The sequence below is a fragment of the Methylomicrobium sp. Wu6 genome (genome assembly GCF_035916875.1).
In the GTDB taxonomy this organism is placed as follows: domain Bacteria; phylum Pseudomonadota; class Gammaproteobacteria; order Methylococcales; family Methylomonadaceae; genus Methylomicrobium.
Map to the genome: position 1 here is coordinate 24,609 of NZ_JAXUHN010000058.1, position 17,701 is coordinate 42,309.

At 53.1% G+C, this 17,701-nt stretch carries 20 protein-coding genes; 7 read left to right on the forward strand and 13 right to left on the reverse strand.

Annotated elements, in window-relative coordinates; genetic code table 11:
• Positions 1–46 precede the first annotated feature (46 nt).
• The 7 genes from tsaB to U2W12_RS06185 form a co-directional block, all read right to left on the reverse strand.
• Positions 47–736, reverse strand: a complete 690-nt coding sequence (gene tsaB, locus U2W12_RS06155; RefSeq protein ID WP_326499788.1) for a tRNA (adenosine(37)-N6)-threonylcarbamoyltransferase complex dimerization subunit type 1 TsaB — start codon at positions 734–736, stop codon at positions 47–49.
• A gap of 70 nt (positions 737–806) precedes the next feature.
• Positions 807–2,492: an FAD-binding oxidoreductase gene (locus U2W12_RS06160; RefSeq protein WP_326499789.1), complete on the reverse strand. Its 1,686-nt coding sequence runs from the start codon at positions 2,490–2,492 to the stop codon at positions 807–809.
• A 26-nt stretch (positions 2,493–2,518) separates the two neighbouring features.
• Positions 2,519–3,298 carry an FAD-binding oxidoreductase gene (locus U2W12_RS06165; RefSeq protein WP_326499790.1) on the reverse strand — a complete coding sequence of 260 codons (780 nt, stop codon included), beginning with the start codon at positions 3,296–3,298 and terminating at the stop codon, positions 2,519–2,521.
• A 50-nt stretch (positions 3,299–3,348) separates the two neighbouring features.
• Positions 3,349–3,498 (reverse strand): 2Fe-2S iron-sulfur cluster-binding protein, encoded by a 150-nt coding sequence (locus tag U2W12_RS06170; protein WP_326499791.1) that lies wholly within the window; start codon positions 3,496–3,498, stop codon positions 3,349–3,351.
• 42 nt (positions 3,499–3,540) lie between these two features.
• Positions 3,541–4,776, reverse strand: a complete 1,236-nt coding sequence (locus U2W12_RS06175; RefSeq protein WP_326499792.1) for a pyridoxamine 5'-phosphate oxidase family protein — start codon at positions 4,774–4,776, stop codon at positions 3,541–3,543.
• A 332-nt stretch (positions 4,777–5,108) separates the two neighbouring features.
• Positions 5,109–5,789, reverse strand: coding sequence for a copper oxidase (locus U2W12_RS06180; protein WP_326499793.1), 681 nt, complete (start codon positions 5,787–5,789; stop codon positions 5,109–5,111).
• Complete coding sequence (locus tag U2W12_RS06185) at positions 5,786–7,444, reverse strand: multicopper oxidase domain-containing protein (RefSeq protein ID WP_326499794.1); 1,659 nt, start codon at positions 7,442–7,444, stop codon at positions 5,786–5,788. The genes U2W12_RS06180 and U2W12_RS06185 overlap by 4 nt, the downstream gene beginning before the upstream one ends.
• 143 nt (positions 7,445–7,587) lie before the next feature.
• Between U2W12_RS06185 and tusD the strand changes: the two genes are divergently transcribed.
• The 3 genes from tusD (at position 7,588) to U2W12_RS06200 (ending at position 9,443) form a co-directional block, all read left to right on the forward strand.
• The gene (tusD, locus tag U2W12_RS06190) at positions 7,588–7,977 is read left to right on the forward strand and encodes a sulfurtransferase complex subunit TusD (protein WP_326499795.1); all 390 of its coding nucleotides are present in this window, start codon (positions 7,588–7,590) and stop codon (positions 7,975–7,977) included.
• A 6-nt stretch (positions 7,978–7,983) separates the two neighbouring features.
• The gene (tusC, locus tag U2W12_RS06195) at positions 7,984–8,340 is read left to right on the forward strand and encodes a sulfurtransferase complex subunit TusC (protein ID WP_326499796.1); all 357 of its coding nucleotides are present in this window, start codon (positions 7,984–7,986) and stop codon (positions 8,338–8,340) included.
• Positions 8,341–8,762: 422 nt separating this feature from the next.
• Positions 8,763–9,443 carry a hypothetical protein gene (locus tag U2W12_RS06200; protein WP_326499797.1) on the forward strand — a complete coding sequence of 227 codons (681 nt, stop codon included), beginning with the start codon at positions 8,763–8,765 and terminating at the stop codon, positions 9,441–9,443.
• A 13-nt stretch (positions 9,444–9,456) separates the two neighbouring features.
• Here the strand turns inward: U2W12_RS06200 and U2W12_RS06205 are convergent, their stop codons facing one another.
• Entirely contained in the window at positions 9,457–10,140 is a 684-nt protein-coding gene (locus U2W12_RS06205) for a YggS family pyridoxal phosphate-dependent enzyme (protein ID WP_326499798.1), read from the reverse strand.
• Between the two features lie 120 nt (positions 10,141–10,260).
• Between U2W12_RS06205 and U2W12_RS06210 the strand changes: the two genes are divergently transcribed.
• Positions 10,261–11,298, forward strand: a complete 1,038-nt coding sequence (locus U2W12_RS06210; RefSeq protein WP_326499817.1) for a type IV pilus twitching motility protein PilT — start codon at positions 10,261–10,263, stop codon at positions 11,296–11,298.
• A gap of 31 nt (positions 11,299–11,329) precedes the next feature.
• Positions 11,330–12,463 (forward strand): PilT/PilU family type 4a pilus ATPase, encoded by a 1,134-nt coding sequence (locus U2W12_RS06215; RefSeq protein WP_326499799.1) that lies wholly within the window; start codon positions 11,330–11,332, stop codon positions 12,461–12,463.
• Between the two features lie 106 nt (positions 12,464–12,569).
• Here the strand turns inward: U2W12_RS06215 and panD are convergent, their stop codons facing one another.
• From panD to pcnB, 5 genes are all read right to left on the reverse strand, one after another.
• Entirely contained in the window at positions 12,570–12,956 is a 387-nt protein-coding gene (gene panD / locus U2W12_RS06220; protein WP_326499800.1) for an aspartate 1-decarboxylase, read from the reverse strand.
• Positions 12,957–13,147: 191 nt separating this feature from the next.
• Complete coding sequence (gene panC / locus U2W12_RS06225; RefSeq protein WP_326499801.1) at positions 13,148–13,990, reverse strand: pantoate--beta-alanine ligase; 843 nt, start codon at positions 13,988–13,990, stop codon at positions 13,148–13,150.
• A gap of 2 nt (positions 13,991–13,992) precedes the next feature.
• Positions 13,993–14,784 carry a 3-methyl-2-oxobutanoate hydroxymethyltransferase gene (gene panB, locus U2W12_RS06230; protein WP_326499802.1) on the reverse strand — a complete coding sequence of 264 codons (792 nt, stop codon included), beginning with the start codon at positions 14,782–14,784 and terminating at the stop codon, positions 13,993–13,995.
• Positions 14,785–15,288, reverse strand: coding sequence for a 2-amino-4-hydroxy-6-hydroxymethyldihydropteridine diphosphokinase (gene folK / locus U2W12_RS06235; RefSeq protein WP_326499803.1), 504 nt, complete (start codon positions 15,286–15,288; stop codon positions 14,785–14,787).
• Positions 15,289–15,296: 8 nt separating this feature from the next.
• Positions 15,297–16,676, reverse strand: coding sequence for a polynucleotide adenylyltransferase PcnB (gene pcnB / locus U2W12_RS06240; protein ID WP_326499804.1), 1,380 nt, complete (start codon positions 16,674–16,676; stop codon positions 15,297–15,299).
• Positions 16,677–16,893: 217 nt separating this feature from the next.
• Between pcnB and U2W12_RS06245 the strand changes: the two genes are divergently transcribed.
• Positions 16,894–17,070: a hypothetical protein gene (locus tag U2W12_RS06245; protein ID WP_326499805.1), complete on the forward strand. Its 177-nt coding sequence runs from the start codon at positions 16,894–16,896 to the stop codon at positions 17,068–17,070.
• A 27-nt stretch (positions 17,071–17,097) separates the two neighbouring features.
• On the forward strand, positions 17,098–17,535 hold the full coding sequence (locus U2W12_RS06250) for an RDD family protein (RefSeq protein ID WP_326499806.1): 438 nt from the start codon (positions 17,098–17,100) through the stop codon (positions 17,533–17,535).
• Positions 17,536–17,701: the final 166 nt, after the last annotated feature.

Consider the following 17,701-nt stretch of genomic DNA (forward strand, 5'->3'; position numbering starts at 1 on the left):
TATTCACGCGCCAAACCGTTGAATGGTTTATTGAAAGCAGCCGCCGTCAGCGTTCCGATTCTTTCTTCGCGACCTTGTTGCGCAAGTAAACCGGTTGCGCGTCCTCGACATCGACCGCCAAGCCCAGCGCGAATCCGTGCGCGCCTAGGCGGGCGATCGCGCCGGCGCGCGGCAGATTATCCGTCTCGATCAGGCCGACCCGCCCGGCCAACCGTTGCAGCAGCGCCTCCCGATACACGCCCCAGCCGGTGCCGATGCCGGCGCCGGTCAGGTCGGGAAATACGATCTCACTGGCCGGCGTGACTTTTTCCTCGCCGAGCAATTCGGCAATCCCGGTCTCTCTCTGTCGATACACCGCGAAATAGATTTCGCCCATCCGCGCATCCATCGCGGTGAAGACCGTATCGCAGCCATCGGTGTTTCTGTCGAAAAACTCCTGCGCGACCGCCGCCAGCGTCGACACCGGCACGACCGGCAGATCGCCGCCCAGTGCAATGCCGTGAATCACGCCGGTCGCGATCCTGACGCCGGTAAACGAACCGGGGCCGCGGCCGAACGCGAGCGCATCGAGCGCAGAAAGCGTCAAGCCCGCCTCGCTCATAAGGCCGTCTATCATCGGCAGAATCAATTGCGCATGGTCTCTTTGCGACACCTGATAGCGCTCGAGCACTTCACCATCCAGGTACAGCGCGGCCGAGCACGCTTCGGTTGCGGTCTCCACCGCGAGTAATTTCATTCGCTATCCTGTTTTTTAACCTAATGGTTGATGAAGCGCTCGGTCATTCATTTTCAAATGGCCGCGCCGCTTAAATATCCAATTCCAAATCCGAGCGGGCCGTCGTACAGCAGCTATAAACAAAGCCCGCTTTACGGGCTTTTTCATCAATCTCACAGGCAGGACTGACATGCACCTGCCCTCGGCATTTCATCTCGCATTCGCCGCAACCACCGACGCGGCAACTGTAATCCACTTCGATGCCATGCGCCTCGGCCAACTCCAGCAGGGTCACCTGCTCATCGGTATCGACAATTTTACCCGATTTGGTAAATTTCACTTTATGCAGCGGCCCTTTTAACTGCAAGGACCTGGCCGCACCGTTGGACGTTTGCGCAGAACGGCCCGCGCCATAGCTCTCGGTATGATAACGGGACATATCGTAGCCCAGATCGCGCAGAATCTCGTTAATATTTTCAGCGAAAGGCTCAGGGCCACATAAAAACACGTCGCGATCGAGAATGTCGGGCACGAGCATCGCCAGCATGTGTCGATTGATGCGCCCGGTGAAGCCCGTCCAGGAATCCGTTCCCTTCCATCCCGATGTCACGGTAATCGCCGTTTGGAAACCTCTACACCGGGCCGAGAGCATTTCGAACTCCTTGCGAAAAATGATATCCGGCGGCGATTTAAACGAGGCCAATAATTTGACATCCACATCCGAAGCCGTGTCGGCAATCCACCGGCACATCGACAGGATCGGCGTGATACCGCTGCCGGCGCCGATAAACAACATTTTCGGCGAGGGGTAATTAAAACAGGTAAAACGCCCCATCGGCCCTTTCACGATCAATTCGTCGCCCAGTTTGACATGATCGCAAAACCAGTTCGAAACCAGTCCGCCGGGCACCCTTTTGATCGTCACTTCCAGCAGATGCGGCCTGGAAGGACTGGACGACATACTGTAAGAACGCCTGACCTCCTGGCCGTTTATATCAAGAATGAAGGTAATGAACTGTCCCGGCTTATAAGAGAAAAGTAAGGGTTGCACGCCGGACATGCGAAAGGTTTTGCAATCATGCGTTTCTTCAATGATATCGACAATCTTTAACTGGGTAATGCCTTCGCTCCATATTTTTAAATACCCCCGGTCTTCGATCAGATTGATCAGCAGCGGACTTGGCGGTGGCGGTGGCGCTTTGTAAAAAAAGTCAGGAACAGCATCCTTCGCATAGGTTTCGAGGCCCTCTTCGGCCGCATCCGCGGGAGCCTCTACATCGGCAATCGAAAATTCCAGCCGGTAATCGGGCAAATCGACTTGTATGCCGTCGTGCAGCAAAATCTGTTTTTTTAAGGGCAATTTTTTCCGGTTAACGAGAGTGCCATTCTCTTCATCCAGGCTTTCAAGATAGAGCCCGCCATGATGATTGAATATCACTGCATGGAACATCGCCATTTTGTTCGATTCAAGCTGCAAATCGGCATCCGGATGACGTCCTATGATGGTTTCCTTTGCTAGATTTTGCGTCGAAATTTCATAGACCACCATACCCGCTTTCAAGACCCGCATATGATCGCCCAGTCCCTGATTCGGGTTAACTCCGGCAAACAGCTGATTCAGCCACAAGGCGCCCGCATCGCCGATTTTCTGGCGGTGCGCTTTGGCTAGATCGTTTTTTGTACGGCGCAACGGTTGCGCATGCTTGTGACCGGAAAAAAAGGCTTTTTGCCAAAAAAAATTGTCGTCAGCTTCAAGGCCGTTTTGCTTGCTCACCATGATCCCCCCTTGCACTTCATGCGATGTCAGATTGAGGTCACTTCCAGAAAAATACCCTTCATCGTTGCGCCTGCCAAATAGGCGTAGCGCTGGACCGTGTGTATTTGATTTCTCTTTCCGCACAGAAATACTCTCCACCCTGTCAGATCGGGAAGTCTGTTGGCTATGATTTGATCAACCTCGCCGAGATACCCTCCTTCCGGCACAATTCCCTGCTGCACACAAGGGACATAATGAAAATTAGGAAAATATTCGCCAATTTCCCGCAGCTCCGCTTTGTAATACAAATGATCGTCAAAATCGACGCTATGAAACAAATAGACCGCTCCTGTATGGCCGGACTCAAAAATATCCTGCACAATGCCGATCAGAGCGGTCAAACCACAGTGCCAGCCGACCAGCAGCAGGGGCTGCGCAGGATGTCCCGGAAGATAAAACATTTCTCCGCTGACACCGCAAACATGCAACTTGTCGCCAATTTTCAAACTGCTATGCATCCACTCCGAAAAAGCGCCGCCTTTGAGCCGCTCGACATGCACATCCATTTTTCCGAGAGTACTGGCGCTGGTCGGCGAGGCAATCGAAAATTTTTTGCCGATGTGTTCATAATTCAATAACAGCGTGGACTGCCCGCCATGGAAATCTACGGGGGTCTCTAGCTGCAATACTAATTCGATCATCGCATGATTCAGGCGATTGATCTCGACGACCTTCGACACCACTTGTGTGGTTAATTTTTCCTGATTCAAAACGATCTCCATATCGCGCACAGGCACACAGGCGCAAGCCAGAAAATTGTTTTGCAACTGTAGGGTTTCTTTCAGATTAATCTGCGATTTTATCGGCGGGGAACAATTCAATGCTTGATCATACAGCTCATGCAGGTTTGCTTCATGCAGGAATATGGCACGGAAACCTTCTGCCGAATCAGCGCATCCAGCACGGTCTCCCCCACCATGCAGTCGTATGTTTTGCCATTCAGAAGCAAAGTTTTGACTTTACTCATACGCTCACCCTTGTCTCTATTGGGGGAATCATGATTTAGAGGCTAGCGGTTCAACACGTCATCGCGGGTGCTTTCGAGAATCGCCATCATTTCCTCGATCTGGTCAGGCGGAACATTTAATTCGCTCACCGTTTCTTTAAAAATTTCGCATACCCGATTGAAATGTTGATCCGACAGGCCATATTTTTCCTTCAGCTGTTTATGGCCTTCTCTTAAATCCAGCGCACTGTATTGGTAAGGCCCGCCGAAAGCCATGCTCAGAAAAGATTTCTGTTTCAAACGCTGTCTTTCCATATCGATATCTTCAAAAAAATGACCCACCAGTTCATCCTGGAGCACTTTCCGGTAAAAGGCATCGGTAACGACTTCCATCACTTTATCGCCGCCAATGCGCTTATATAGCGGGATATTCATCAACTCGAAATAGTCGCCGCCCTTTGCCACCACATTATCGGTCCCCCAATCGATTTTTTTATCCAGCTTTTTCATCAATGGGATATGCTTGGAGCACTGGATATAAGCTTCCTCAACTTCGATCATGACCCAGCGCTCCGGGCATTTCTTGCCTTCCTGATGAATCTCTTCAATCACATCTTCGGGCAGTTTATCCTTGAATTGCAGCAACTCGTCGTTGGCAACCACTTTGACTTTGCCGTTGACATGAAGCCCTACGGTATCACGAGTGAAATCGATCATCAGCAAGGCGACATGAGGATTTTCGAGCACGTTACCGGTGTTGGCGAACACGCCGTTACCGCGATATTCGGGATAGATAAGATATTTGTCGCTCAACACCCGGATAAAACCGGGGTTGCCGAATTTGGAGGTGCAGTCGCACTCACCGTTACGGTCGGCTGACGCGATGAACAAAAACTCCTGGCGTTTAATGAACTCCTGCATTTTCGGAGCCAGAAAATCCAGCACTTGTTTATTATAGAAATTGTTGGCTCGATCCCGCGTCTCCCATTTATCCTGGAGCAGATGTCCGGAATCACAACCCGGTAAAATATTCGGCTTTTTCTGATTAATGTGCCAGTCGGCTTCGGCATTCATATTGGTAACCAAGTCAGGCTGGACAGTGCCTAACGCTGCCGAAGCCTCCGTTTTGGACCGGTCTCGAAGAAAAGCAAATTTTTTGGTCGTTTCCGCGGAAGCCCGATGCTCATCCCGAGCTTCTGCCGGCTTCTTCGCTTGCTGAATAGCTGGCGCCTCTTTTTGTTGCGCCGACTCTTTGCCGGATTGCTTGCTGCTTTTTTTTTTAAAACTGAATCTGCCCATCATACCCTCCTCCCCACCCAAGATTAAGTGGTTAATTATCATGGGGTTGCCAACGACAGACCTAAACGACACTTTATCTGAAAAGATGCCGGGCAACACAATTTTCTTATTATATTTGTGGTAATTATAACAAAAGCCCACTCCGGAACAGTACCACAACCTAAACCGAAGAGATACCAACTGAGCTTACGAGCTACCCTCACAAAAAGCAAGCCCTAAATATGGCATGCCAAAAATCTCTGGAGCAAAAGGAACGCCAATGAACGTTATTGTGCAGATTGCATTAATAGACGCATCATTGACGAAGATTGTAAATTAAGCCGAGACCCAGCTTATGCTTCGTTTTTCTTCGCCTTATTTTTTTTGATGCGGAGTAAAAATGGCGCCAGCGTACCGATCAGAATACTGAACAGCGCCATGCCGATATGTTGCCGGTTCCAATTGACCGGATATACATCGGCCTTGGCCGGCTCGGTCAAACCGGGAATACTCGGCAAATCGCCGTCGCCCCCGTCGACCTTCAATTGCGCCTTCATACCTTTTTCCTGGTGCTGCGGCAGCTCGCAGTGCACCAGATAGGTCTTTTTCCGGCTCGGCAGGATCAAGGAGGCCTTCAATTGTCCGTGCCCGAACAACTCCAGATGCAGCATACCTTCGGGATAGAGGTAACCGGGCAAACCGTGGATCATCATCTGATGCCGAACATGGTCATCGTTGATGAAGGTGATGTTGATCTTCGCGCAGGGCTTGACGTTCCATTCCTGCTGGTCGTAGGCAAACATCTTGCCGGGAAACTTTTTCGCGTGCTCGTGGCCGGCGCGAATCGTCAGTTCGACAGTTTCTGAAATTTGCGGGCAGTCGCGTGGCAACCGGTCCGGATTCGCGTTCATGATCATGCCGGTTTCGTCCATCATCATGCCCTGATGATGCATCATTTCTGCGCGAGCCGACGGCAGCAAGCCGCCGATCAGAAGCAGGCCGGCGGCGACGGTGGTGTTCCTCGCGTTCATCATTGACGACTCCTGTAGCCGGTAAAAATCAGATAAACGAGAAGTCCGAGCGCAGCGCCGCACGCTAGGCCGAACGCGACCAGCTTCAAAACGTTCGGCTCGATCCGGCCCGGCTCGCCGAGCATTTCGGTAAAATCGCCCACTGCCCAGGGCGGCTGATTTTTTGCATAATAATTTTTATCGAACGCGACATCGAGCATTTCGCCATGCATCTTCGGCATGCCTTGCGCATCCAGGTAAGCCTGATATCCGATCAGCGAGATATTGCCGCCCGGCTCCATGCCGTCGGTCGTCTCGCCGTTCGAGGCATGATCATGGAACATCCACACACCCGGCCCGTAACTGTGCAGACCGTCGTTGACCGTTTTTAGATCGACATCGAGCCGCTGCGCAGGGGCGATGTCGAGCACGTCGCGCGTCTCCCTGACCGCCTCGGGCCGCTCGACGCCGTCGGTCGCGGTCACGGTCACCTTATGGCCGTGGATATGCAGCGCCATCGGCGAACGCTGCGCATTCGCGATGCGCAACTTGATGTTTTCGTTTTCGCCGGCAGCGATCAAACCGTCCCGCACCGTGTAAGGGAAGGAATGGCCGTTTAAGAGGAAATAATTTTCATGCGACTCGGTGATGTTGTACTCGCGGCTCATCCGTTTCACGATCAGGCGGGTGTCGTTCGCATTCTGAATCACCGCGGACAATTTCTTGTCGAGGGATTGATAGAGCAAGTCAAACTCGCGGCTGTAGTCTTCCTTGACCTTGACCGAGGGATGCCGCACCTGGCCGGCGCCGATGTTGAAAGTCTGTACCCAGTTGTTCGGCTTGTTTTCCTCGACCACGAAGATGCCGCTGAGCCCCATCATCATGTGCTGCGCGGTTTGCACATGGCAATGATAGAGCATCGTGCCGGTATGCCGGGGTTTCATCTCATAGGTATGACTGGAACCCGGAAACACCGCATGCTCCTCCATGCCGTCGTTGTCCTCGCCCGCCGCGGTCATGAACGGATGATCGACGCCGTGCAGATGGATCGTATGCGGCAAATAATGGATGTTTTCGAGCGTGAGTTTGACCGTATCGCCCTGCTCTACCCTGATCGTCGGCGACGGCGCGCGCAAGATCGGATTGGCCTGCATCGTAAAAAAGTTCTTCAGCGCCATGCCTTGCGATTTCGGCGCGAACACCCAAAGCCCCGGCTTGATGCCCGGCGCAATGTCAAAGGTATTGATCAGGAATTCGCCGTCCGGGCTTGCGCCGTTCAATTCGACCACTTCGAGCTTGATTTCGATCACGTCCGGGTCGCCGTCGCCGTCGAGGTCGTCTTTTTTGACGACCGCATCCTGCGCCATGCGCGTCTGCATCAGGGTCGCCATCGAGATGTTGTTGGTGCCCTTGACCGCCGCGGCGATGTCATACGGATTGTCCGGATCGCAGGACAGCGCCTCGTCGATGCTGACGCCGTCGATCGTTTGCGCCTTGCGCCATTCGGGATGCTCGTCCGGACAAGGCTTTTCGGTGCCGCCGGTTTCCGCCGTGCGGGTGTAAACGGTCGCAGGCGACAGCGCGCCGCCTTTTTCCAGCACCGATGGGACCAGCCACCAGGCCGCGCCTGCCAAGATTGCGGCGAGCGATATCAATAAGTAACGTTTTTTTGGGGACATGCCGTGCTAAATCTTCAAAAAGTAGGGTTATTGTAAAGTCCCAACCAGGGAAAATAAACTCGCGCAAGATATGAGCCGGTTTAACGCCGCGCTTACCGGTGCGCCCGATTGTGTTAACCTACCCGCAAAAAACGGTCAGGATTATGAAATTCGCGATACAAATCAACGCCGGCCCCTATGCCTCGAACGCCGGCCATAGCGCTTACCGCTTTATCGAGGCCGCGCTCGCTTTGGGCCACGAGGTGGTGCGGGTATTTTTTTATCATGACGGTATTTATCACGGTCTGAAATACGCGACGCCGCCCGACGATGAATTCAACTATACCTCCAGATGGAGCAGGCTGGCGGAGCGTCATCGCATCGATCTGGTGCTGTGCATTTCGGCCGCACAAAAACGCGGTCTCCTGTGCCTAGACGAAGCCGAGCGCCAAGGCAAACAGGATGACGATCTGGCCGCGGGCTTCCGGATCGGGGGGCTCGGTCAACTGGTCGAAGCGACACTGCACGCCGACCGCTTCCTGGTCTTTGGTTGAAAGTCGATGAAAAGCTATCTGTTTATCCTGCGTAAACCTGCGCACAGCGGCGCTTTCGTCCAGGAAATGCTCGATATTATTTTGACAACCGCAGCATTCGACCAGAAAACTTCACTGTTGTTGCTCGACGATGCGGTATTCCAATTAAAAAACGGGCAGCAACCGGAACAATTCGACATGAAAGATACCGCATCGATCTATCACGCGCTGGAAATTTATGACGTCAAGACTATCTATGCCGAAATCGAATCGCTCGAAGAACGCGGTTTAAAACCGGGCAACTTATGCCTGCCGGTTCAATCCGTTTACCGAAAAGACATCACGACCCTAATGCGTCGCCATGATGTGTTGTTTCCGGGGTAGACATGACCTATACCTCAATCCGCGATTTGAGTCCGCAACCGCACTGCTTGCGGCTCAGAAAAAAATAATTTTTCGACTGAGCGCGACCGCCTGCTCTCTGATCACAAGCGTTTTTTTGAAACCCTAAAAAAACTATGTCATATACCGTAGCGATTCGGTCATATCACACAAGCGCCGCCCTCTTATATCGCGTAACCCATTGAAAATACGGAATATCACTTAGGCAAACCAATTAATAACGCAAGATTCTTGCCAATTTATGCGGCATTTTGCCGCGCGTCAATCCGTCGCATTTTCTACCATGGATCGTGCCGGTAGACTTTCCTTCGACTTTTGCAAGGCCATAAAACTGCATAAGTTATCATCCTTCCTCTCTCGGTGCGGACCAGCCACTGGTCCGCACTTCTTTTTAAGGGGCTGACATGAAACGCTACAATGCGATACTGATCAACAACATTCCGGCTCACCCTGAAACGCTGAGAAAACAAACCGCGATTCACGAAGCAGGGCACGCCGCCGCGATCTATCTCGGCAACAAACAAAAACAATTGCCGCCGGTTTTCTTTCAGATCATCATCAAGGATATGATGCATGACACACAATGGCCGCGCCAGACCAGACATTCCATTTCTCATGCGATGGCCTGCTTTGCCAAGGTTGAAGGCGGCCGCCTGATTCATACGCTGCCGTCCTCGCTGACTGAAGCCACGCGGCGCTTTTCGCCGCTCGAGCGGCAAGCCTATCAGTCCGCTTTCGAGGCCGATATTGTCAATTTTCTGGCCGGGCCGCTCGCCGAAGCCAAATATATTGCGTTATGCGACAATGAAATTTTCAATCCGCGCCTGGTCAATCTTGACGCACTGCACTTTTACGGCGGCGTGGCGGATGTCGCTCTGGCCAAGGAATATCTGGACTGCCTGATCGTAGGGCCACAGGAAAAAGAGCGGCTTATAGCCGAACTGTTCATGGCGGCCTATCGATTCATCAGTCAGCGTTCGCACTGGCGCGCGATTACCGCGTTGGCCGAATTTATTTTGAGCTCCGGTAAAAAAGTGATCGAATGCGAGGAAATTATCAGGGTGCTCGAAGCGCAAGCGGTCTGATAACGCCCTTAAATCAGTCGGAGCGTGTTGTGCGCGCCCCGAACAGCGCAGTGCCGACCCTGACGATCGTCGCACCTTCCAGAACCGCAGCCTTTAAATCGCCGGTCATGCCGAACGAAAAGGTATCCAGTTCCGGCCTCGCCAGTTGCTTCACTGTCGTACATAAGGCTCGATAAGGTTGTCTTTGCCGTTCAAGATCGCTTTCCGGCGCAGGGATCGCCATCACACCGCGCAGTCTTAACCGAGCCAGCGCCGCCACTTGCTCGCACAACACCGGCAGCTCTTCGAGGCTGATGCCCGATTTCGATCCCTCGCCACTGATATTGACCTGCAAACAGATATTTAACGGCGGCAAGCCCGCTGGCCGCTGATCGTGCAGCCTTTTTGCGTTTTTTAAAGAATCGACGCTATGCACCCAATCGAAATGCGCCGCGATCAGCTTGGTCTTGTTCGATTGAATCGGGCCGATGAAATGCCAGGTGATGTCATAAACACCCAGTTCCGTCTGTTTTTTCAACGCCTCCTGACAATAACTTTCGCCGAAATGACGCTGCCCAGCCCGATAGGCTTCGGCAATATCATGCGCGGGCTTGTTTTTGCTGACCGCCAACAGCAGCACCGAATCTTCGCGGCGCTTGCCAAGAACACAATATTCCCGAATTTGCTGACGAATGAGGTTCAGATTTTCTCTGATCATGGCGTCTTTGAGTCAATATAATTGGAGAACCGGCTATTAAACACCACGCCTTTAAAAAAACAAAGAGTTGAACTATTTTTAACAATAGATCAACTACTTTTGAATACTTTAGAGGAAATTATGGATATTGCCGAGTTGCTTGCTTTTTCGGTCAAAAACAATGCGTCGGATTTACATTTATCGGCAGGACTGCCGCCGATGATCCGGGTGGACGGCGACATTCGCCGGATTAACCTGCCGCCCCTCGATCATAAATCCGTGCATTCGTTGATGTACGACATCATGAACGACAAACAGCGGCGCGATTACGAGGAATTTCTCGAAACCGACTTTTCGTTCGCGCTACCCGGCGTGGCGCGCTTCCGGGTCAACGCCTTTAATCAGGAACGCGGGGCGGCTGGCGTTTTCCGGACAATTCCGTCGAAAGTCCTGAGCCTTGAAGACCTGAAAGCGCCAAAATTCTTCGAAGAACTGACCAAGAAACCCCGCGGCCTGATTCTGGTCACCGGCCCCACCGGTTCCGGCAAATCGACCACGCTAGCGGCGATGATCAACCATATCAACACAAATGATTATGCGCATATCCTGACCGTAGAAGATCCGATCGAATTTGTGCACGAAAGCCAGAAATGCCTGATCAACCAGCGCGAGGTGCACCGCGATACGCACGGCTTCAACGAAGCCCTGCGTTCGGCCTTGCGGGAAGATCCGGACATCATTCTGGTCGGCGAAATGCGCGATCTCGAAACGATCCGACTTGCACTGACCGCGGCCGAAACCGGCCATCTTGTTTTCGGCACACTGCATACCACATCGGCCGCGAAAACGATCGACCGGATCATTGATGTGTTTCCCGCTGCCGAAAAGGACATGATCCGTTCCATGCTGTCAGAGTCGCTACAGGCGGTTATTTCGCAAACGCTGCTCAAAAAAGTCGGCGGCGGCCGTATCGCGGCGCACGAGATCATGGTCGGCACCGCTGCGATCCGCAACCTGATCCGCGAAGCGAAGGTCGCACAAATGTATTCGGCGATTCAAACCGGACGCAAGGACGGCATGCAGACGCTCGATCAGAATCTAAAGGAATTGGTCGATAAGGGGCTTATTACCTCTAAAATCGCGATGACCCGTGCGGTTAACAAAGACATGTTCCGTTAAGCGCGCTCACTGCCTCTCGAAAGGAAATACCATGGATTTCAAAGCATTACTCGCACTAATGGTGCAAAAAAAAGCCTCCGACCTGTTCATTACCTCAGGCCGCGCGCCGACGATCAAGGTCGACGGCTCGATGGTCGAAGTCTCCAAAACCCCGCTGACGCCCGAGCAGGCGATGAAAATCGTGCTCAGCATCATGAACCAGCGACAAAAAGACGAGTTCGATAATACCAAGGAATGCCAATTCGCAATCAGTCTGCCCGATATGGGCCGCTTCCGGGTCAGCGCGTTTATGCAACGCGATGCGGCCGGCATGGTCTTGCGCCGGATCGAAAACACCATCCCCGACGCCGAATCGCTGCACCTGCCGCCGGTATTGAAAGATCTTATCATGGAAAAACGCGGCCTGGTGATCTTTGTCGGCGCGACCGGCACCGGTAAATCGACCTCGTTGGCCGCGTTGATCAAACACCGCAACCAAAACACCAGCGGTCACATCATAACGATCGAAGACCCGATGGAATTCGAGCATCCTCATCTCGGCTGCATCGTGACTCAGCGCGAAGTCGGCGTCGATACCGAATCGTATGAAGTCGCATTGAAAAACACCTTGCGGCAGGCGCCCGACGTGATCCTGATCGGCGAAATACGGACCCGCGAAACGATGCAAAATGCGATTACCTTCGCCGAAACCGGCCATCTCTGTTTATCGACCCTCCATGCGAATAATGCGAACCAGGCGATCGACCGGATTCTGCATTTCTTTCCCGAAGACATGCACCCGCAGTTATTCATGGATTTATCACTGAACCTGCGCGGCATCGTCGCGCAACAATTGATCAAACGCGCGGACGGCAAGGGCCGTTATCCGGCGGTCGAAATCCTGATCAACACGCCGCTGGCGAAAGATTACATCCGGAAGGGAGAAGTGCATAAACTGAAGGAATTGATGAAACAATCGCGCGAACAGGGCATGCAGACCTTCGACCAAGCCTTGTACGACCTGTATGTCGCCGGCAAGATCAGCTATGAGGATGCATTGAACTCGGCCGATTCGAAGAACGAAGTCCGCCTGATGATCAAGCTTGGCGCGGAAAGTATCAGTAGCATGGCCGGCGACAACATGGTACTCACCGAGACGGAAGAGAACACCGGCAAGCTGTTTTAATTGTCGATTAGACGCTTTCGTGGTGCTGGCAGGAAATTCTCTATTTTCGAGCTGACGCCCCGGACCTGTCCGGGGCCGTCGGAAAGCAAAACGTTCGCGAGACCAATCAGGCCGCGTGAACCTGTACAGGAATAGACGAAGCGGTGCGTACCACCTCGTTTTTTTCGTTAAAATAAACCAGCGCGGGCTTATAATCGGCCAGTTCTTTCTCGTTGTAAACGGCATAGGCGCAAATGATCACCACATCGCCCGCGCAAGCCAGACGGGCCGCCGCACCGTTAACAGAAATCACGCCGGAACCGGCTTCCGCGCGAATCGCATAGGTCGTGAAACGCTCGCCGTTATTCACATTGTATATCTGGATCTGTTCGTACTCCCTGATCCCCGCCAAATCGAGAAAGTCGCCGTCGATAGCGCATGAGCCTTCATAGCCGAGCTCCGAACGTGTAACGGTCGCCCGATGAAGTTTCGCTTTCAGCATCGTAGTTTGCATAATAACCCGATATAAACCACTTTAAGAAACCCTAAATTATCGCTTATTCCTGCTAATCCGGCAAGACATGACCGGCAAGGAATTTGCCTTGATAGTGCCGAGCCTTTACTTCGCCGCCGAACGCGGCCAATTTGAGTAAGACGATTCTGCCAATTCGCATCAAGCCGGCTCCTTTCTACTTGGCTATCACTTTACTTCGAAAAACAAATATTATCAATCAGCCGTGTTTTCCCCAACCTTGCCGCGACCAGAATAACCACACCTCGGTCTTCAGGCATCGCCGCAACCAAATCCGTGCTTCGGCAGATCGAAAAATAATCGACTTTAAAGCCCGCCGCGGACAAAAACACCTGCGCCTGCCGTTCGATGTCCCCATAGTCCGCATCGCCGGACAGCACGGCATCCCTCGCTTCGCACAAAGCCCGGTAAAGCTTCGCCGCATTTTCTTTTTCTGCGCTGCTCAAATAACCATTCCGGGAACTCATCGCCAGCCCATTGACCTCCCGAACGGTCTCGACCGGCACCAGTTCAACCTGCATATTCAAATCGCGCACCATCGTACGAATGATCACGAATTGCTGGTAATCCTTAAGACCGAAAAGGGCCTTATCCGGTTGCACAATATTGAATAATTTCGCGACCACTGTCGCCACGCCATTGAAATGACCAGGCCGGAACGCGCCGCAATGCAAATCCGACAAACCCGCGACGCTAACTACCGTTTTCGCCGCAGGATCGTACATTTCCCGGACCGCCGGGAGGAACAGCAGATCGGCGCCCGCCGCCAGCAGCTTTTCGCGATCTTCGGCTTCGGTGCGCGGATAAGTCTCGAAATCTTCGCCGACACCGAACTGGGTTGGATTCACAAAAATACTGACCACGACGCGCTCGGTCCGTTGCCGCGCCGCATCGACGAGGCTGATATGCCCCTCGTGCAAATTACCCATCGTCGGCACGAACGCAATCCTGTCTCCGGCACGTCGCCAGGACGCAAGGACCGCGCGCAATTCGGCAATCGTATTGACGGTTTGCATGATTAAAAACTGTGATCCACGGTCGGAAAACGACGTTCTTTGACCGCAATGAGGTAGTTGCCGAGCGCCTGAGCGATCGCGACCGGCGGCTGCATGAAATTCTTCGAAAAACGCGGCCGCTTGCCGACGCCGATGTCCAGCATGTCATACAGCACCAGCACCTGACCGTCGCAATCGACGCCTGCGCCAATGCCGATCACCGGTATGACCAATTGCGAGCTGATTTCGTCGGCCAGCTTCGCCGGCACGCATTCCAGTACCAACAGACCGGCTCCGGCCTCCTGTAACTTCTGCGCGTCGGCGATGATCTTGTCCGCATCGGCCGGTTCGATGCCTTGCACCTTATAACCGCCCAAGCGGTTGATCGACTGCGGCTGCAATCCCAGATGACCGCAAACCGGAATGCCCTGATCGACCAAAAACCGGACCACCTCGAAGCGCGCGCCTTCCAGCTTGACCATTTGCGCGCCGGCCTGTATCAATTTTGCGGCATTGACGGCCGCGCCGAGCGGGTCCGGATAGGTCAAAAACGGCATGTCCGCGATCACAAATGCCCGCCGGCGCACGGCCGTCACGCAGCGAGTATGGTAAATCATGTCATCCAGAGAGACCGCCAACGTCGAAGTCCGCCCCTGAAACACCATGCCCAGGGAGTCGCCAACCAGCATCGCATCGATGCCTGCATTATCGATCAATGCACTGAAACTGGCGTCGTAAGCGGTCAAACAGGCGATTTTCTCGCCTTGCCGCTTCATCGCCGCCAAATCGTGAATCGATAAGGGTTTCGAGGTCATTCAATCAATCCTTTTCAGCCCTTCAAGCGGGCAGTTTACGACTAGGTCGGCAATTCGCCCGAGCCCGGGCACAACCAGTTCCGGCGCAATTTCGAACAATGGATACAATACGAAGGCCCTCTGGCCCAGTCCCGGATGCGGGACCGTCAACTCGCCGGTATCGATGCCCTGTTCGCCGTAAATCAGCAAATCCAGATCGAGCGTGCGCGCACCCCAACGCTGCTGGGTTCTGATTCGTCCATGCTCCTGCTCGATGCGTTGCAAATGACGGAGCAGCACTGCCGCTTCCAGTGCGGTCGCAACCGCCATCACCGCGTTGATATAATCAGGCTGATCCTGGGGCCCCATCGGCGAACTGCGGTACAGACTGGAAAAAGCCAGTTCGCGCACACCTGGAATCGCCGCGCAATCGGCGCGCGCCGACCGGACTTGCTCGATCGGATCATCCAGATTGCTGCCCAATCCTATGTAAGCGGCGACAGCGCCGTTGAATGGTTTGCTCATTTCGAATACTAAATTGACGGATTTTGGGCCGGCCCTGAGTTTTTATTCTTGCTGCTGCGTCTGCGCCGCGTCCGGCTGTTTTTCAAATTCCGGGACGGCTGCGTCATCATTTTTTGCGCCTCTTCATCGGCCAGTTGAAATTTGCCCCACCAGGCCGCCAGATCGGGTTCGACGTTGCCGGTTTCCGAGCGGATCAGCAGGAAATCATAAGCGGCGCGAAAACGTGGATGGGTCAACAGGCGAGCCGGTCTGGGGCCAACCCGCTGCTCGAACTTCGGCTGCAAGCTCCAGACTTCGCGCATCGCAATGCTGATATGCCTCGGGATCGCGGTGCTTTTGACCTGGCGCGACAGAATTTCACTGGCAGCGCCCTGAAATGCGTTATAGTCGTCCATGCCGCGTTCGCAGTTGAGCCGGGTCTGCATTCTGACCGGTTCCCATAAAAACGCGGCCAATAGAAAATAAGGCGTGACCGTTCTGCCTTCGGCGATCCGGTTGTCCGAATTCTCGAGTGCCTTGATCAGCAAAAGTTTTGGAAACCCCCCTTCCTCTACCGCGAGACTTTTCTCGGTATCCGGGAACAACACCTGAAACAGCCCGTAATGCCGCAACATTTCAAATGTTTGCAGCGCATACCCGGACAAAAACAGCTTCAACACCTCATCGTAAAGCCGCGCGGAGGGAATGCTGTAAAGCAGATCAGCGGCGTCGTGCATTGCATTCTGGCAATCAGGATGCAGGTTGAAACCCAATTTGACCGCAAAGCGGACCGCGCGCAGCATCCTGACCGGATCTTCGCGGAAACGAGTATTCGGATCCCCAATCAGCCTGAGCGTTGCCGATTTGTGATCGTCCATACCGCCAGTATAATCTACGACCGAAAAATCCTTGATATTGTAGTACAGTGCGTTGACCGTAAAATCACGCCGCCAGACATCCTGCTCGATCGTGCCGTACACATTGTCGCGTAATAGACGCCCTTCGTCATTGGTCACCTGTTCGTCATTCTGCTCGTCGACAGCGCCGCGAAAGGTCGCAACCTCGATAACCTCATTGCCGAAATGCACATGCGCGAGCCGAAAGCGTCGGCCGATCAGGCGGCAATTACGAAACACGCCCTTAATCTGTTCGGGATGCGCATTGGTCACGACATCGAAATCCTTCGGCTCCCGCCCCAACAACAAATCACGCACGCAACCGCCGACCAAATACGCCTCATACCCTGATTTTTGCAGACGATACAGCACCTTCAGCGCATGATCGCTGATCTGGGCTCGTGAAATCGTGTGTTCGGAACGTGGGTAAATTCGAACTTGCGGTGCTTCAGGTATGGGTTTGCCACCGGCTGATTTAACTATTTTTTTTAAGAAATTTAAAATAATCGACATTCCCTGGTTATTGTTATCTGTCTAAATCATATCATTTCGCAAGTGATAGCCCAACAGGCGCTATCCTTTTATAATCGACTCGGATATAGTAGAATGATTTACAGAAGCTAGCAAACCCATCCTGATTGGCACGGAATTGAGTCAGCATCAGAGATCAGGATATTATCTTTATTTTAATCACCGGCGCGCATTCATCGACGCGCCTGACGAGATTGCCATGTATAAAAAAATAATTAACGGCTGTATCGACAACCCGATTGTAAGCAGCGTTTTTGCAGTGGACTTTCTGCTTCTGCTATTCATTCGCCCGCCGGCCTTCTTTTCATTGCTCATGCTGGGAACGCTTGCCGGGTGCAGCATGTATCTGGGCCAAAAAACCGCCCTGTTCAAATAATTGCAGTCGCCGGATCGAAGATCCGCGTTGCCGGGCGCCTATGCTGCACCCGGCCTCTTCCGCCGTCTGGCGGCAATTGTTTATGATGCGTTTTTGCTGGTGGCCGTTCTGTTTGTCGCGACCGCCGCGATACTGCCGTTCAATGCAGGCGTTGCCTTTACGTCCAAGCAATTTTTCTACCCCTTCTACCTGACCGGCGTCAGCTTTCTGTTTTATGCCTGGTTCTGGATGCACGGCGGTCAGACTTTGGGCATGCGCGCCTGGAAAATCATAATTCTGACGAATGATGGCCATCCCATCAACTGGCATCAGGCCGCATTACGTTTTGTCTCGGCACTCGTTTCCTGGCTGTTTTTCGGGCTTGGCTTCTGGTGGATTCTTTTCGATAAACAAAAACGCGGCTGGCACGATTATTGGTCCAAAACTACGGTTTATTCCACATCCGATGCGCCAGCCCCCAAATAAACTCGCGCCCTCTTCGCCCCCATCCATACCTCAGCATCTGCCTCGGCGGTTTCTCGCATCTAACCGAAATCTTGCCCGATTTGCCAAATCGGAGCAAGCGTTGCTGAGCGGGGTAACCGGCTGGGAACGGAACCTCGATTTTCCGATTGTAACTTATCCGCTTGGT

Excerpts from the sequence above, each read along its gene's own strand:
- U2W12_RS06185 (WP_326499794.1), bottom strand. The coding sequence starts at position 7,444 with ATGTCCCCAAAAAAACGTTACTTATTGATATCGCTCGCCGCAATCTTG.
- folK (WP_326499803.1), bottom strand. The coding sequence starts at position 15,288 with ATGAGCAAACCATTCAACGGCGCTGTCGCCGCTTACATAGGATTGGGC.
- panD (WP_326499800.1), bottom strand. The coding sequence starts at position 12,956 with ATGCAAACTACGATGCTGAAAGCGAAACTTCATCGGGCGACCGTTACA.
- pcnB (WP_326499804.1), bottom strand. The coding sequence starts at position 16,676 with ATGTCGATTATTTTAAATTTCTTAAAAAAAATAGTTAAATCAGCCGGT.
- tusC (WP_326499796.1), top strand. The coding sequence starts at position 7,984 with ATGAAAAGCTATCTGTTTATCCTGCGTAAACCTGCGCACAGCGGCGCT.
- U2W12_RS06210 (WP_326499817.1), top strand. The coding sequence starts at position 10,261 with ATGGATATTGCCGAGTTGCTTGCTTTTTCGGTCAAAAACAATGCGTCG.
- U2W12_RS06175 (WP_326499792.1), bottom strand. The coding sequence starts at position 4,776 with ATGGGCAGATTCAGTTTTAAAAAAAAAAGCAGCAAGCAATCCGGCAAA.
- tusD (WP_326499795.1), top strand. The coding sequence starts at position 7,588 with ATGAAATTCGCGATACAAATCAACGCCGGCCCCTATGCCTCGAACGCC.
- U2W12_RS06180 (WP_326499793.1), bottom strand. The coding sequence starts at position 5,789 with ATGATGAACGCGAGGAACACCACCGTCGCCGCCGGCCTGCTTCTGATC.
- U2W12_RS06205 (WP_326499798.1), bottom strand. The coding sequence starts at position 10,140 with ATGATCAGAGAAAATCTGAACCTCATTCGTCAGCAAATTCGGGAATAT.
- U2W12_RS06170 (WP_326499791.1), bottom strand. The coding sequence starts at position 3,498 with ATGAGTAAAGTCAAAACTTTGCTTCTGAATGGCAAAACATACGACTGC.
- panB (WP_326499802.1), bottom strand. The coding sequence starts at position 14,784 with ATGACCTCGAAACCCTTATCGATTCACGATTTGGCGGCGATGAAGCGG.
- U2W12_RS06245 (WP_326499805.1), top strand. The coding sequence starts at position 16,894 with ATGTATAAAAAAATAATTAACGGCTGTATCGACAACCCGATTGTAAGC.
- U2W12_RS06160 (WP_326499789.1), bottom strand. The coding sequence starts at position 2,492 with ATGGTGAGCAAGCAAAACGGCCTTGAAGCTGACGACAATTTTTTTTGG.
- tsaB (WP_326499788.1), bottom strand. The coding sequence starts at position 736 with ATGAAATTACTCGCGGTGGAGACCGCAACCGAAGCGTGCTCGGCCGCG.
- panC (WP_326499801.1), bottom strand. The coding sequence starts at position 13,990 with ATGCAAACCGTCAATACGATTGCCGAATTGCGCGCGGTCCTTGCGTCC.
- U2W12_RS06200 (WP_326499797.1), top strand. The coding sequence starts at position 8,763 with ATGAAACGCTACAATGCGATACTGATCAACAACATTCCGGCTCACCCT.
- U2W12_RS06215 (WP_326499799.1), top strand. The coding sequence starts at position 11,330 with ATGGATTTCAAAGCATTACTCGCACTAATGGTGCAAAAAAAAGCCTCC.